16 protein-coding genes are annotated in these 14,966 nt (G+C 27.3%); all 16 read left to right on the top strand.

The features are described 5' to 3' along the window. Positions 1-49: 49 nt before the first annotated feature. Positions 50-520 carry an NUDIX hydrolase gene (locus E0D94_RS10250; protein ID WP_130807470.1) on the top strand — a complete coding sequence of 157 codons (471 nt, stop codon included), beginning with the start codon at positions 50-52 and terminating at the stop codon, positions 518-520. Beyond that, a complete protein-coding gene (locus E0D94_RS10245) occupies positions 483-1,250 on the top strand; it encodes an alpha/beta hydrolase (protein ID WP_165442939.1) in 768 nt (255 codons plus the stop codon). The genes E0D94_RS10250 and E0D94_RS10245 overlap by 38 nt, the downstream gene beginning before the upstream one ends. A gap of 129 nt (positions 1,251-1,379) precedes the next feature. Next, on the top strand, positions 1,380-2,135 hold the full coding sequence (locus E0D94_RS10240) for a class I SAM-dependent methyltransferase (protein ID WP_130807468.1): 756 nt from the start codon (positions 1,380-1,382) through the stop codon (positions 2,133-2,135). A 174-nt stretch (positions 2,136-2,309) separates the two neighbouring features. Continuing rightward, positions 2,310-3,239, top strand: a complete 930-nt coding sequence (locus E0D94_RS10235) for a DegV family protein (RefSeq protein ID WP_130807467.1) — start codon at positions 2,310-2,312, stop codon at positions 3,237-3,239. Between the two features lie 208 nt (positions 3,240-3,447). Further along, positions 3,448-4,440, top strand: a complete 993-nt coding sequence (locus tag E0D94_RS10230; protein WP_130807466.1) for a S66 family peptidase — start codon at positions 3,448-3,450, stop codon at positions 4,438-4,440. A gap of 60 nt (positions 4,441-4,500) precedes the next feature. Continuing rightward, positions 4,501-4,656, top strand: coding sequence for a hypothetical protein (locus E0D94_RS14870; RefSeq protein ID WP_165442938.1), 156 nt, complete (start codon positions 4,501-4,503; stop codon positions 4,654-4,656). 11 nt (positions 4,657-4,667) lie between these two features. Then, on the top strand, positions 4,668-4,928 hold the full coding sequence (locus E0D94_RS10225; protein ID WP_130807465.1) for a hypothetical protein: 261 nt from the start codon (positions 4,668-4,670) through the stop codon (positions 4,926-4,928). After that, on the top strand, positions 4,925-5,164 hold the full coding sequence (locus tag E0D94_RS10220) for a hypothetical protein (RefSeq protein WP_130807464.1): 240 nt from the start codon (positions 4,925-4,927) through the stop codon (positions 5,162-5,164). Before E0D94_RS10225 ends, E0D94_RS10220 begins: the two co-directional genes overlap by 4 nt. A 993-nt stretch (positions 5,165-6,157) precedes the next feature. Next, complete coding sequence (locus E0D94_RS10215) at positions 6,158-7,330, top strand: MFS transporter (protein WP_130807463.1); 1,173 nt, start codon at positions 6,158-6,160, stop codon at positions 7,328-7,330. A gap of 296 nt (positions 7,331-7,626) precedes the next feature. Next, positions 7,627-8,250 (top strand): hypothetical protein, encoded by a 624-nt coding sequence (locus E0D94_RS10210; protein ID WP_130807462.1) that lies wholly within the window; start codon positions 7,627-7,629, stop codon positions 8,248-8,250. Continuing rightward, positions 8,247-9,464, top strand: coding sequence for a B12-binding domain-containing radical SAM protein (locus tag E0D94_RS10205; protein WP_130807461.1), 1,218 nt, complete (start codon positions 8,247-8,249; stop codon positions 9,462-9,464). Before E0D94_RS10210 ends, E0D94_RS10205 begins: the two co-directional genes overlap by 4 nt. Positions 9,465-9,476: 12 nt before the next feature. Continuing rightward, on the top strand, positions 9,477-10,280 hold the full coding sequence (locus E0D94_RS10200) for a methyltransferase domain-containing protein (RefSeq protein ID WP_130807460.1): 804 nt from the start codon (positions 9,477-9,479) through the stop codon (positions 10,278-10,280). 3 nt (positions 10,281-10,283) lie between these two features. Then, a complete protein-coding gene (locus tag E0D94_RS10195; RefSeq protein ID WP_207289750.1) occupies positions 10,284-10,799 on the top strand; it encodes a dCTP deaminase in 516 nt (171 codons plus the stop codon). Positions 10,800-10,942: 143 nt separating this feature from the next. Further along, positions 10,943-11,518 (top strand): dCTP deaminase, encoded by a 576-nt coding sequence (locus tag E0D94_RS10190; protein ID WP_207289748.1) that lies wholly within the window; start codon positions 10,943-10,945, stop codon positions 11,516-11,518. Positions 11,519-12,343: 825 nt separating this feature from the next. Beyond that, positions 12,344-13,588 (top strand): ATP-grasp domain-containing protein, encoded by a 1,245-nt coding sequence (locus E0D94_RS10185; protein WP_165442937.1) that lies wholly within the window; start codon positions 12,344-12,346, stop codon positions 13,586-13,588. Further along, positions 13,557-14,744 carry an ATP-grasp domain-containing protein gene (locus tag E0D94_RS10180; protein ID WP_165442936.1) on the top strand — a complete coding sequence of 396 codons (1,188 nt, stop codon included), beginning with the start codon at positions 13,557-13,559 and terminating at the stop codon, positions 14,742-14,744. Before E0D94_RS10185 ends, E0D94_RS10180 begins: the two co-directional genes overlap by 32 nt. Positions 14,745-14,966 lie beyond the last annotated feature (222 nt).

Genomic DNA, 14,966 nt, shown 5'->3' with positions numbered 1-14,966 from the left:
TTTTGAAATTATATTATATAAAAATTAAAAGGAAGAAGGAATAATTAAAGTGTTAAAGGTAAACTTTTATGAATTAAATACAGTTGAAGATAGCAAACTTAAATTTGCAGTTATTATGTCAAGATATAAAGATAAATGGATATTTGTAAGACATAAGGAAAGATTAAGTTGGGAAATTCCAGGTGGTCATAGAGAAGAAAATGAAAATATCAATTACACAGCTTCAAGAGAATTGATTGAAGAAACAGGAGCAAAAGATTTTAATCTTATTCCAGTTTGTATATATTCAGTATCTAGAAAGGAAGTTGAATCTTTTGGGCAATTATTTTACTCAAATGTAGAATCTCTTGGTAAATTACCAAATTCTGAAATTGGAGAAGTCAAACCTTTTGATACTATACCCAAAACATTAACTTATCCATTAATTCAGCCTTATTTATATCAAAAAATTAATGAATTTTTTATATCAAGGGAGGAGTATAATGTCTCAAACTATGGATGGCAAAAAGATAAATTTTAAAAACTCTAGAGGATTGAAAATTGTTGCAAATTTATATAGAGCTGATTCAAATATTATAATCATAATGGCTCATGGATTTACTAATGATAAATCATCAAATGGTAGATTTGATGATTTGGCAGAAGCTTTAAACAAAGTTGGGTACGATGTTTTAGCAATAGATTTTAGTGGATGTGGAGAAAGTGACGACAATTCTATAACTTTAACAAATAAAGTGGATGACTTAAATTCTGCTATTCAATTTGCTTTAGGGAAAGGATATAAAAAAATAGGATTGTTTGGAAATAGCTTTGGAACTTTGGCATGTTTAAAAAACTATAGAAAAGAAGTAATAACAATGGTTTTAGTTGGAGCATTAACAGATAGTATGCAATATGATTGGAATGATTATTTTTCCAAAAAACAGTTAGATAATTTACATAAACAAGGTTTCTTTTATTTTTGCACAAATAGAAAACATAAAATTACTAATCAGACTTTGATGGATTTTGAGCAAATCAATCAAAAGGATTTATTTAGAAATGTTGACTGTCCTATATTAATTATTCATGGAGACAATATCAAGGATCAAGAAGAGTTACAGTTGTTAGAAAGGTCACAAAAAGCAATAAATACAATAATAGATAACTCAAAACTTGAAATTGTTAAGGGAGCAAAACATGGTATGAGAAAAGATTGGGATAAAGTTATTGATATTACTTGTAAGTGGTATAGTAAATATATATATTAAGATTTATTGATTTAAAGAGTAAAGTTGGAATAATTAGAGGAAGATTTATATGTACATAGTGTTAATTTACTAGAAATTTGATTTAGTATTCTTAGTAATTTTTTCAAAAGGGTCAAGGGAGTGATTATAATGAACTATAACAATTTGAAAGAAGAATGGAAAAAAGAAGAACAATATACATTTAAGGGCTGGGACTTTTCCCATATTGATGCAAGATATGAAGAAGAGAAACTTCCTTGGAATTATAAAGAAATTATATTAAAGTATGTTAATCCTTCTCATAGATTATTAGATATGGGTACTGGTGGTGGAGAATTTTTATTAACTTTAAATCACCCTTATGAATTAACAAGTGTTACAGAAGCATATCCACCAAATGTAGAACTATGTAAAAAGAAATTATCTTCATTAGGAATAGAAGTAAAACAGATAATAGAAGATAGTAATATTCCTTATGTGGATAATAATTTTGATATTGTTATTAATAAACATGAGGCTTTTGATATGAATGAAGTAAAAAGAATATTAAAAAAAGATGGTTTTTTTATAACACAGCAGGTTGGAGGGAAAAATAATAATGATTTAGCATATAAATTAATTGATGGTTTAGAGCATCAATACTTAAATCATGACTTAGAAAATAATATTAAAATATTAAAAGATGCTGGTTTTGAAATATTATTCTCTCATGAATATTTTCCAAAAAGTAAGTTCTATGATATAGGAGCACTAGTTTATTTTGCTAAGATTATTGAGTGGGAGTTTCCTAATTTTTCAGTTGATTCTTGCTTTGAGAACTTATGTAAACTAAAAAAAGAGTTAGATGAAAAAGGTTATATTGTTGGAACAGAACATAGGTTTATGATAGTTGCAAAAAAACAATAAAAACATAGTAATAGTAACTTATATTGTTACATAAAATCTCTTAAATAATTATTTAAGAGATTTTTTATATATAGTATATACCTAATTGATTAAATATGTGCTATACTAGTAAAAACAAATATATTGTAGAAATTTGACGAATGATAAAATATTAAAATATAAGGTGGGATAAATATGATTAAGATTATGGCAGATTCCACATGTGATCTATCTAAAGAGATAATTGATAATTATAATATAGGAGTTGCGCCTCTTAATATTATTATTAAAGGAAAGAGTTATAAAGATAAGATAGATATTCAGCCAGATGAATTTTATAAAGTACAAAGATCTCTAGATAAAAATCCAACTACATCAATGCCTAGCCCAGAAGAATATTTAAAAATTATAGATAGAGCAGTTAAAGATGGATATACTGAAATATTATGTATTTGTATGTCTAGTGGAACAAGTGGCTCATATCAGTCTGCTGTTATAGCAAAAGATTATTATTATGAAAATAATAAAGATTCTAATATTAAAATACACGTAGTAGACTCTTTATCTATGAGTCATGGAAGTGGTTGGTTAATAGTAAAATCTGCTAAATTACTTGAAGAAGGTTATAGTTTTGACCAAATAATAGAGTTCAATGAAAATCATAAAACCCGAGTTAAGCACTTTCTTTGTGTAGATGACTTAGATAATTTAATAAAAAGTGGTAGATTAACTAATGTCAGTGCATTAATTGGTAAAGTCTTAAGAGTTAAACCTATAATGTCCATGAAAAATGGTAAAGGAGCAATAGTATCTAAAGTAAGAGGAAAAAATAAAGCATTAAATTATTATATAGATGAGTTTACAAGAAGAGTAGATAAAGATATTACAGATTTCATTATTATTGGTTATACTACAGATATAAATATAGCTAGTAATTTACAAGAAAAAATTAAGAAGGAAACAGATTTTGATGGAGAAATTTATATAATGCAAATGGGGGCAGCGGTAGGAACTCATGTAGGATCTGGAGGATTATCTATGTTTTTTGTAGAAAAAGAAAAAATGAAAGATGGATTGCTAAAAAATAAAATAAGAACTATAAAAGAAAAAAGATTGCAAAAATAAGTTTATATAAAAATAGAAAATAGATTAGTAAAGATATATGTGTAAAGGACCAGAGATATTATAAATAATAAACTATCTCTGGTCCTTTTGTAATAAAAAAGGATTTTGTAAAGATATATAGAATAAATTATGATAAAGGTTAATTGAATATTTAATAGTAAAATAAAGTTTTTATACAAATAGATATTAAGTAACGGGGGTAAAATAAATGATAAAAAAACTAAAAAGAGGAGATACAATTGGATTTTTCTCACCATCAACACCTATTACTGCATTGTGCCCTAATAGATTTAACAGAAGTAAAAAATTTCTTGAAAATAAAGGATTTAAATTAAAAGCTGGAAATTTAACAGATAAAAAAGACTTTTATAGGTCTGGTAGTATAAAAGATAGAGCAGAAGAATTAAATCAGTTAATAAGAGACCCAGAAGTAAGATGCATTATTTCTACAATAGGTGGAATGAATTCAAATTCAATAGTACCATATATAGATTATGAATCTTTAAAAAAAGATCCTAAAATAATTATAGGATATTCTGATATGACAGCAATATTATTTGCTATTTATGCTAAAACTGGAATAACTACTTTTTATGGGCCAGCATTAGTAGCTTCATTTGGAGAAATAGAACCTTTTAATGAACTGAATTTTAAATATTTTGAAGATATTTTAGTTAAAGAAATTAATATACCTTATAATTATAAAATGCCAAAAATGTGGACTGAGGAATATATAGATTGGGAAAGTCAAAATAGAAGCAAAAAATCGAATAAAAATGAGTGGATAACTATAAATGAAGGAAAGATTAAAGGTAGATTAATAATAGGGAACTTGAATACAATGGCAGGTATATGGGGAAGTGAATACATGCCTGAAATTAAAAAAGGAGACATATTGTTTATAGAAGATTCTTTAAAAGGTGCTGAAACTATAGAGCGTTCATTTGCTATGCTAAAAGCCAATAATATATTTGATAAGATAGGTGGATTGATACTAGGAAAGCATGAACTTTTTGAAGATAGAGGAAGCAAAAGGAAGCCATATGAAATATTAGAAGAAGTAATAGGCAGATATAACTTTCCTTTTTTAGCTGAAGTAGATTGTAGTCATACACATCCAATGTTTACAATGCCAATAGGATCAATAATTGAATTAGATGCTACAGATAAGTCAATTAATTTAATTAGTGAATATTTGTAGAATAAATTTAGTTTAGATATGAGATTAATTAATTTTTAAAATAATAAAGAGGAGAAAACTATGGATTTTCAAGTAATTGGACGTTTATTAGCCTTATTATTTATATGGATAGTAATTACAAAGATATTTATAAAAATTTCAGGATATATTGGAGAGACATTAGGCATAGGAAAATTTTTTGTAAATCTATTTAAGAAAACAGAAAATAAGCCTTAAAGGAGATTTTTATGAATAAGATATTATATTATTTTATAATCTTTATCATTTTATTTAATTTATTAGGTTGTACTGGAAATCAAAAATATCAAAAAGAAATAATAAATCATTTAAAACATGAGTATTCAATACAAACAGAATTTGATACAGGTACTATTATTAAACCTCCCAATGGAAATATACAACATACTTCTAAATTAGATAGGAATGATATAGATAGATTATTAAAATATTTTAATAGCTTAAAAGTTGTAGAAACAAATAAAAAATGAAAATAGAAAATAAACTTCCTATTAAAAGAATAATGGTTAGTGGTAGTAGTGGATATGATGAGATAGATATATATTTTTTTAATAAAAATCACTTTCAAATCATTGTAACAACTTTAGAAGAAAAATATGATGAAGATAATAAAATTACTAAATTTGAAAATAATCACTTTATATATAACTATGAAATTATTGATGAAACTATAGATTTTACATTGCTTAATGAAATATATGAATAAAATTTTAATTATCTATATGATGTAATAAGCATGAAAACTAATTTATTAATATTTAGATAAAATAAGTTTTAGATATAGATAGTAGATAAGTTAAATTAAGTTTTGGGGGATATATTGTGAAAATACATATTATAGGTGGTAGCGGAACGGGAAAATCTTATATAGCGAAACAAATATCAAAGAAGTATAATATCCAACACTTTGATCTAGACAATATTTTTTGGATAACACAGTAAAAACTTATGGAATAAAAATGCCTATAGAAAAGAGAACAGAAGAACTAAGTAATATATTATAAAAAGAAGATTGGATAATTGAAGGAGTATATTATAGTTGGTTATTAGAAAAGATTCTTCTTTACTTGACTTTACATTTATGTAAATAGTATCTTCTATTATTTCATGATTTATATATTCTAAATTTTTATCTAATAATTTAACTAAACCTTCCAATATTTATTTCTCCAAAATTTTTATATATAGATATTATATTATGGAATAGTTATTTAATCAACTAACTATGGAAAGAACCGTTTTTACGCTTACATCATAAATGTTATAAGAGGACATTATTATATGTTAATCAGAATTTTGCGAAAAATCCAGGCACTTATTATTGACAAAAAATGTACTTTTTGTTAAACTGTATTAAATAAGATTTGTAAAATTCAATTTTTTTAGAAAATAAATTGGACTTTGAAAAACAAATATCTGTAATCAGTAATATAGACATTACTAATTAAGGAATTTTTGATAAAGTTGCTGAAAATGACTTGTCATGTTAAACTAAATAATTTATCTATGAACTGAATAATGGAAGTTATAATCGAGTAAATTTCATAATTCATTCCCGGTGTTAAAAAAACAGAAATATTTATTCTAGTTAATACATTTATGGTTTATGTAAATTTTATTTGTCTTATTTAAAAATAAATCAACTTTTTCAAAAAAACAATTAAGGCAATAAAAAATATTGACATGTAGGTGGACTACTATGAGAATACGAAATACAGTTTCGTTATTAATTGCAAATCTAACGTCTTCTATAGGAGATATATTATTCTATCCTATATTTATTAACTATTTAGTTTTAACAAAATATTCAAGTTGGATGATTGCGCTTGTAACTGTTCTAGAATATTTTCCGCGACTTATTGGCCCAATTATTTCTACGAAAATAAATAACTATTCAATTAAAAATATATTATTAGTTTCGAGTTTTACAAGATTTTCATGCTACTTAATTATTTGTGGTTTTTTATTCTTTGATTTCAAAAATATGGCTGGGATTATAGTTATAGTAATCTTGAACTTTATTTCTGATTTGTTTGGTACTGTTTTCTATCTTAATCAAAACAAAATAGAAAAGGATGTAATTCCCATTAATAAAATTGACTCGTTATCAAATCTTATATACTTATCTTCAACCCTTGGAATGTCACTTGCGTATATAATTTCTCCAAGTATTAATAAACTGTTATCATTGGAATTAATTGCCCTTTTGAATGCTATTATATTTTTAGTGCCACTTATTGAATTATTAATTCTCAACGACTCTAAAATAACTGAAACTAGAAATATTAATTTAAGATTGGCATTTAGCGAATTTTTATCGAATAAAATTATTTTTCAATCTGTAATTCTAACATTTTGTTTGAATTTGTTGATGGGTAATTCGACTTTTGTAATGACTGTATATTCAGAGTATTTTTCTGTGACACCTTTAGAAAGTATTGCAAAATTTAGCTCAATGTTTTTATTAGGAACTTTAACAGGTAGTTTTTTAAAAGCTATTTTTAGCAAAATCAAAGTTCCCTTTGGATATTCAATTTTTTTTAGCTATTTAGTTTTATCTATATTTTATTTCAGTTTAAAGATAGAACCCAACTTTGTAAATCCTGCTATATATTTTCTTGTTGGTTCATCTATTGGTATTTTGCAACCATTATTAAATGCAAGAATATATATTTATAGTGACGAGAGCAATGTTTCTAATATGTTCGCAATTACTTCATTGTTAAATAGTATAGGAACAATATTCAGCCCATTTTTTCTAAATTTTTTATTTTTAAGTATTGGTTATAATGGAGCAATAACTCTCGGAATGTTCTATTATATAGCTGGGGCAATAACAATAATTTTATCTGGAAAATTAAAATTGTTTTAAGGGTGAGAAAATTGAATGTGAATATAAATGAATATTAAACAAGGAAGGCGAAGTATAAGGGACAGAAAATTTGCAAGCCTACTTCGATAGCTCTTACACCATTTTGGAGAGTGATAAGTACAAAATGTGTAAAAACATAGAAATAGAAAAAACGGGGATATTTGAAGCTTATAAGATGCTTATTCAAGGACTGGAATATAGTGTATGTCTAGATAATTACAAGTCAATAGCTTTAATTTGCAATCAAGACAAATTTAAAAGAAGTCATTTTATTTACAATAGTGAGGTGAAAAAATATTCGTTTAAAAATTATCGCATTTGCAGGGCTTGATGGCTCTGGGAAAACTACCCAAGTTAATAAGTTAGGAGATTATTTTAAGTCCCATAACATTAAATACGAGATATGTGATGGTTATAAACCGAGATACTATATAGGTGAACTTCAAAAAAATTCTCCTATAGGTACTAGCTACGAAGACAATTATTCATCAAATTTAGTTTCTAACTTATTAATTCATGATTTATGGATTAATGTAAATAATGCTATTGAATTATCAAATAACAATAATAGCGAATTTTTGATTATGAATAGGTATTACTATGATTCAATAGCGTACTCTTATTGTTTAGGTTCGGATGTAAAATTATTACATCATATTGCAGGGATTTTTCCAAAACCAGATTTATATGTTTATTTAGATTTAGATCCAAGGATATCTGAATTAAGACAAAAAAGTCGAGGAGATACGGCAAAAGATTTTGGTAAGAAAGATGAATTAAAGATAAAGTACGAAGTTTCCTCAATGTATAAAGAACTTCTTACAAGAGAAAATTATGGGTATGTTATTGACTGTAATAATAAAGATGAGGAGTTAGTATTTGAACACATCATCAAAAAGATAGAGGTGGATGTTAAATGAAAGTAGTTTTTGTATACCCAAAATATACTGATAAAATTCATTATAAAGATAGAAATGAATTCCCCCCCCTTGGAATGCTTTATATATGCTCAATATTTGAAGAAAATGGATATGAAGTAGAAGTCATTCCAATGGAAAATCACTTTAAAGAAGACAACTTTCCAAAGGCTGATATTTACTGTTTAAGTATAACGGCGGCAGTTACATTTCCAATGTTTCTAGAGAGGCGTAATATTTTTAAGTTGAAATCTAAAATTTTAATTGTAGGCAATACTCATGCTACTACAAATTCAGATGAAGTGCTGGAAAAATTAGAAGCAGATGTTGTTTTCCGTGGGGAATCAGAAGAAAGTTTAAGGTACTGGTTTAAGAATGGCTGTGTAGATAGAGGAATCATAGAATCGATAGAAACAAATATAAACATTATTCCATTTCCAGCAAGGCATTTATTACCTCCCACATTATTGTATCTAGACGGAAGAGTTGGAGGTACTCAAAACCATGTTTTGAGTATAATGACATCTAGAGGATGTACATATAAGTGCATGTTTTGCGGAATACAAAATAGAAAAAAAGTTAAATTTAGAAGATTAGATTCAATAAAAAAAGAAGTAGAACAACTATTGGAACAGTACCCCCTATGCGATGGCTTTACGGTCATGGATGAGACTTTCACTTTCAACAAAACACATGCTATTGGTGTAGCCAATATTCTAGGCAGTTTTCAAATTGATTGGGAGTGTAATAGTAGATTGAATACTGTAGATGAAGATATAATAAAAACATTTGCGCAAAACAATTGTAAAGAAATTCGATTTGGAATGGAAACAGGTTCTCAACAGTTGCTTAATAAAATGAAAAAAGGCATAAAAATAATAAAGGCAGAAAAGACTTTAGAACTATGTAAAAAACATTTACTTCCGGTTAAGCTATATTTGATGCATGGTTTTCCTGGTGAAGATGAATCTACAACAGAAGATACTATAAAATTTCTAAGAAAGAATCGAGAAAATATTGATAGAATTTCTTTGTACAGATTTGTTCCATTACCGGGCTCACTAATTTATAATGAATTGAAAGATGGATTATCAGATACTTGGGAATCTTACACAATATATGATAATGATAATCATTGGTGGGGTACTAAAAAGGATTTTGAAATTTTGAATAAATCATATTTAAAGCTTGAAAATGAAATAAGTAAAATGTTTTAAGGAGATGTTAGAATGCTGAATAAACTAATTATTGAAAACATGCCATACCCAGACTTTGTAGGTTTAATAAACCAATGGAACGTTTTACCAGGTGCATTCACAACCTTAAATAAATGGATAAATCATAGTTATATTGATTCTTCATCAAATATTCTTCAAATTGCATGTACTACAGGATTTCAGGTTCGTGAAATAGCGCATTTAACGAAGTGTAGTGGTAAAGCTTTTGATTTATCAAGGTATGCAATTGAGAGTGCGATCAAAAATAAGAAAATCTATTCGCCAAGTGCAAATATAGAGTACTTTGTTCAAGATGGATTAAATTTTAAAACTAACGAAAAATTCACACATGTTATAGTTGGTGGAGGTCTGAAGTTTTTTTCAAATCCTAGGAAAATGGTTGAAAACATTATAAGTTATTTTGATGATGATGGCTACTTACTCGCTTCTCCGTTTTATGCAATAAAAGAAGTTCCAAGTGAAGTTCTTGATTCTTGTAAGCAGATGTTTGGCATAGATGTAACGCATGAACCATATGATGAGGTTATGAAGCTATATAAAGATTTCGAGATACTGTATGAAGATCGAAATCAGTTAAGATTTGAGAGTGAAGAAGATATCTCATATTATTGTGATTGTATTACAAGACGAGCAGTTAAAAACTTAAACTGTGAAGATCTTTATCCAGTCATCTATGATAGATTGTATAAGATCAAAGAAGTTACTAACGAATTAAGAAAGTATCAAGAATATTCAGTTTTAGTTTTAAGATATAGAAAAAATATCTATCCGGAAAGATATGTGGAGTTGTTTTAGAATATGATATTAACAGGTAAACAAATACATGAAGAATATAAGCTTGGTAAAATTTCTTTAGAACCATTTTCTTTAGATCAAATAAAACGCGATAGCTACAACTATAGGTTAGGACAATATTTAAAAGAAGCATATTATGATGAAGATAGCAGATTGAAATTCAATGTAATAGATTTGAAGGAACGTGGAAGCTACGTTATAAAAAAAGACACCTTATACTTAGGTGTAACATATGAGGAAATAGGTTCAAGTAGATATGCAATGTCATTGATTGGGAAAAGTTCACTTGGAAGATTAGGATTATTTTTGCAAATATCGGCAAATCTAGGACATACAGGATCAAGCCATAAATGGACACTAGAAATCTATTCTCCCAATAATATCGTACTTAATTATAAAATGGTAATTGGACAAGTATCATTTTGGACGAACTATGGAAAAGTAGAGAAAACTCAACACTATTACAACAATTTTAGTGATCCCAGAGAAAGCATATTAATGAAACAAACATTTGTTTAGATACCTTGAAAACTGAGGTGTGATGTTGGTTGCTTAAGATTATAAGTACGCCATTGAAGACAATTGTATGCAGTTTATATTTTCCTCGATTATAGTCTTGTAAATGTAAGCTTATATTTTTACAATCAACTAGAATTAATAAAATGAAAGGAGAGTATGATTTTTGCTTCTGTATTGATCATACAATTAATATTATGATATTGACAAGAAATAAAATTTATGAAGAATATTTAAATAAGAAAATTGATATTAACCCTTTTAACAAAAAAAATTTATCAACAAACTCATATGATTTATCTCTTTTTCCTGAATTAATATTCTATACTCAAGATGTACTGGATCCAAAACTAGATAATCCATATAAAAAAATTAAAATACCTCCAGAAGGCTTGAAACTTAATAAGGGTGAATTTTGTTTAGGAGCAAGTATGGAAGTGATTGGAAGTGATTTCTACGTACCTATAATTCATGGAAAGTCTGGAATCGCAAGACTAGGATTATTTGTACATGTAACCGCTGATCTTATAGATATTGGCTATAAAGGAAGGATCACATTCCAGTTTATGCCAACGGAAGATGTTGTTGTTTACCCCAATATGAGTATTGGTCAAATGACTTTTTGGCAGCCACTTGGAGAAATCACTTTATACGATGGGAAATATCAAAATGGCAAAGGGCCAGCAACTTCAAAAACATATTTGGACTATGAAAATGATTAAAGTTAATTTTGGTGGACTTAGAAATAAATTGATAAATAAGGTCTTAGTATTTTTAGTGAAGACTTTAAACTTGTAGATTCTACTGAGATATAACGGTATGGAACTGACTATCATTTCCAATAATTCCATATGTGAATATTAAAAAATAATTTTGTTAAAAACAGAGAATTTAAGGATTACCCAGTAATTCGGATTTGTTTAAGATGAATACTTACAAATAAATTTATGATTTTGATATATAGGGACTGCAAATATAATGATTTTTAGTAGATATAATGCAGTAAATAATAACTTGATTCATGACTTTAGGAGTTTTTAATTCATTCATTAGAGAAGATCTTAAATTTATATTACAAGTTTCAAAAGAGCATTATAACGATTATAAATTTATTAAGTTCAATGAGAATGTTAAAATCGAAATAATTGATACTAACTATTTGAAATAGATATATAGATTAAGCGAAACGAGAGAAATTGAAGGTAAATCAAATCAGATTCTATTTTGGGAATTATTATAATTTATAAGAATGAAAACCCGATGGGTATAGGCTTTGGTAGAAGTGTTGAGGTGCGGGTTCGAAGTATTTTATTTGAAGAATATAAAATATACGGTTGTTCCTATACCAACCTTTCGTTATTTAATATAATTGATAAATCAGATGATCACTGCAAACTAATTGATTAGTTAGCAACATTGTTATTAATATATAAATAATAGAGGAGCTCATTAAAATGCTTGAGGATAAGAGCTTTTACTATGAATTTATGGATTATAATAAACTAACTAATTTAAAGAAAAAATTCAAGATATTGAGGTGTTTCTTAATGAAGAATGTTTTATGTTATGGATTTAAAAAATCATTAGTAGAATCTACTAGAAATAAGAATATCAAACTAATTCAAGTAATAGACGATTGGGACGATCCAGAGTTTTTACCTAGTCCTGAGAATCATGAAATGAGAATAAAAGTGAAAGATAGTACTAATGATTTTTTTGTGTTATCTTCACTAATGAGAAATCAGGCAGAGGATATAGATCTAGTCATTTCACCTTATGAATATACACTAGTGAATGTATCTATAATGGCAAAGCTGCTTTCTGTTGATTATATTTTGCCTAATGTGGCAATTTCTTTTAGAGATAAGATCATCCAGAAAACCAAACTAGCGGGTGCTGTGAAATTGCCTAAGTATACAGAATATGATGAGGCGTTTAGCTTTGATGATTTGAAAAAATTAGTTGGAACCCCATTTGTTATTAAGCCAAACTCTGGTACAGGAACAATTTTTACTTATAAAATTACTGATAAAAAAACTTTTTTAGAAGTGAAACCGAAACTGGATGCTATGTATAACAGATTTAATACTATAATTGTGGAGTCATTTGTTAGTGGAACTGAGTATTATGTTGATGGATGGTTTTCAGATTATAAACTTCAGCAATTTATTGTTTCTAAATATGTAACGCCGTTGTTAAATATTTATAATGGAGAACTTACACAAGGGATTTCATTAAAGAAGAGTGAACATGAAGACTTATATAATGAGGTGGAAACTATACTTAATTCAGTAATGCCAACTCTTGATTTAGGAAATAGTGTATTCCATTTAGAATTCTTTTTAAATGAAAATGGAGAGATAGTTTTTAGCGAATGTGCCGCCAGATTAGGTGGAACATTAGTCGAGGAAAAATTCAAGTACAATTTTGATATTGACATGAATTTGGTTCAATTAGAGCCCGAAAAATATAAAGGAAGCTTTAAAGAAATTAGTACTAATACTGGATTTAGCTATTTGCCAAGTCCGACAGTAATTATTGAATTGCCATCCGCAGACTATCTAAAGGAAAAAAATAAGGATTTGATTGCATTTGAGTATGAGTGGGAATGTGGTATGGGAATACCTGATAGTAATGCGTCAACTTCATCTAGAATAGGTAGATTTATTGTTAAAGGAAAAAGTGAAGAAGAAACGTTTTTTAATCTAGAAAAAGTTGTGTCTGATTTCAAGAAATTTATTATTGAAAGTGGTGGAAGTTTTGAAAAAGAAAGTTCTAATAGTAGGTCATAATAAAAAGCTAATAGAGCACTGCACAAGAAGTAACATAATAGTAGATAACTTAATAGATCAATGGGATTATGAAGAAGATAGAGACAATTTAAGTGAAGTAAGGAAAAGGTTATATGTAGAAGATGTAAGAAAGCTAGATCAAGTATCCGCAATTTTCATAGGTAAACCGGAAAAGTATGACGCAATTATCACTTCATATGAAGGAGGTATGATAACTGCAGGTTTTCTTGAATTTCTAATAAATAAAAAATTTAAGAACTATGAACAATCTTTTATTATGAGAAACAAGTATCTTCAAAAATTAAAAGCAAAAGAATGTGTCCCTGTAACAAAAATACAGATATTAGAAAATTTATATGAATTAAAAAATGAAGATATTTATTTAACTTATCCTATTGTTATAAAACCTATTGATGGGTTTGCAACAAATTCAACATTTGTGATTGATACATTTGAGAATTTAATAGTAATGTCACACAAATTGAATAAAGGAAAGAAATATTTAATAGAGGAGTTTGTTAATGGTCAAGAATATTTTGCTGATGGCTATATAGTTGATGGTAAGTTAGGCACTTTTTGCGTCAGCAAATATGAAAAGCCGGTTATACAAATAAATCAAGGGCATGTGGTTAAAGCCATTCAAGTACATCCAGAAGCAAATAAAGCCTTATACTCAGAAGTAGAAAGCTTTTTGACCAAAACTTTAAAGTCGTTAGATTACCAGAATGGCGTTTTTCATTTAGAATTTTTTAGTAGCAGTGGGCAATATGTATTCAGTGAGTGTGGTGCCCGACCTGGGGGTGGAATGATTGTAGATTGTTATCAATCTCTTTTTGGGTTAAATCTCAATGAGTTGGTTGCAAGTACACAATTAAAACTTAATATTGAAGAACCTTCATTATCAGATGAAGCATATGGTTTTTCATATATTCCAGTCTTAAGGAAAGATATAAAAGAGCTCCCTTCTTTATCTGACTTAAAACAACATTTTCAGTTTGTTAAAGGTTTGAAGTATGACTGGAAAATCGGCGATAAAATCCCAGACATGAAGAAAAATAGCATGAGAAGAGTTGGGATTTTTGAAGTATCTATTAGAAAAGATGAAGATTCTTTTGATAAATTGAATGAAGTTATAGATTATTTTAAAGGACTTTAGAGTAATTAACAATTATTAAGTTAATAATATTGGATAATTGGCTTTTATATTGAAAAAGCTAACAATTAAGTTACATGTAAGTTGACCATTGCACTGACATGCTAACTGTAAAAGGTAAGAATATAATTTATAGGTGAAAAGAGCCTGATATTAAGATTATAGTACTTAAAATTTTATTGATTTGTTTCTGGAATCTTATCACATATATTTTTGTTTAAGAAA

Source organism: Senegalia massiliensis (assembly GCF_900626135.1).
Taxonomy (GTDB): domain Bacteria; phylum Bacillota; class Clostridia; order Tissierellales; family SIT17; genus Anaeromonas; species Anaeromonas massiliensis.
The sequence above is the reverse complement of the archived record's forward strand: the minus strand, read 5'-3'. Positions and strand labels throughout refer to the sequence as shown.

Bases quoted from the DNA above. Each gene is read 5' to 3' on its own strand.
- E0D94_RS10245 (WP_165442939.1), top strand. From the start codon at position 483: ATGTCTCAAACTATGGATGGCAAAAAGATAAATTTTAAAAACTCTAGA.
- E0D94_RS10240 (WP_130807468.1), top strand. From the start codon at position 1,380: ATGAACTATAACAATTTGAAAGAAGAATGGAAAAAAGAAGAACAATAT.
- E0D94_RS10235 (WP_130807467.1), top strand. From the start codon at position 2,310: ATGATTAAGATTATGGCAGATTCCACATGTGATCTATCTAAAGAGATA.
- E0D94_RS10230 (WP_130807466.1), top strand. From the start codon at position 3,448: ATGATAAAAAAACTAAAAAGAGGAGATACAATTGGATTTTTCTCACCA.
- E0D94_RS14870 (WP_165442938.1), top strand. From the start codon at position 4,501: ATGGATTTTCAAGTAATTGGACGTTTATTAGCCTTATTATTTATATGG.
- E0D94_RS10225 (WP_130807465.1), top strand. From the start codon at position 4,668: ATGAATAAGATATTATATTATTTTATAATCTTTATCATTTTATTTAAT.
- E0D94_RS10220 (WP_130807464.1), top strand. From the start codon at position 4,925: ATGAAAATAGAAAATAAACTTCCTATTAAAAGAATAATGGTTAGTGGT.
- E0D94_RS10215 (WP_130807463.1), top strand. From the start codon at position 6,158: ATGAGAATACGAAATACAGTTTCGTTATTAATTGCAAATCTAACGTCT.
- E0D94_RS10205 (WP_130807461.1), top strand. From the start codon at position 8,247: ATGAAAGTAGTTTTTGTATACCCAAAATATACTGATAAAATTCATTAT.
- E0D94_RS10200 (WP_130807460.1), top strand. From the start codon at position 9,477: ATGCTGAATAAACTAATTATTGAAAACATGCCATACCCAGACTTTGTA.
- E0D94_RS10195 (WP_207289750.1), top strand. From the start codon at position 10,284: ATGATATTAACAGGTAAACAAATACATGAAGAATATAAGCTTGGTAAA.
- E0D94_RS10190 (WP_207289748.1), top strand. From the start codon at position 10,943: ATGAAAGGAGAGTATGATTTTTGCTTCTGTATTGATCATACAATTAAT.
- E0D94_RS10185 (WP_165442937.1), top strand. From the start codon at position 12,344: ATGAAGAATGTTTTATGTTATGGATTTAAAAAATCATTAGTAGAATCT.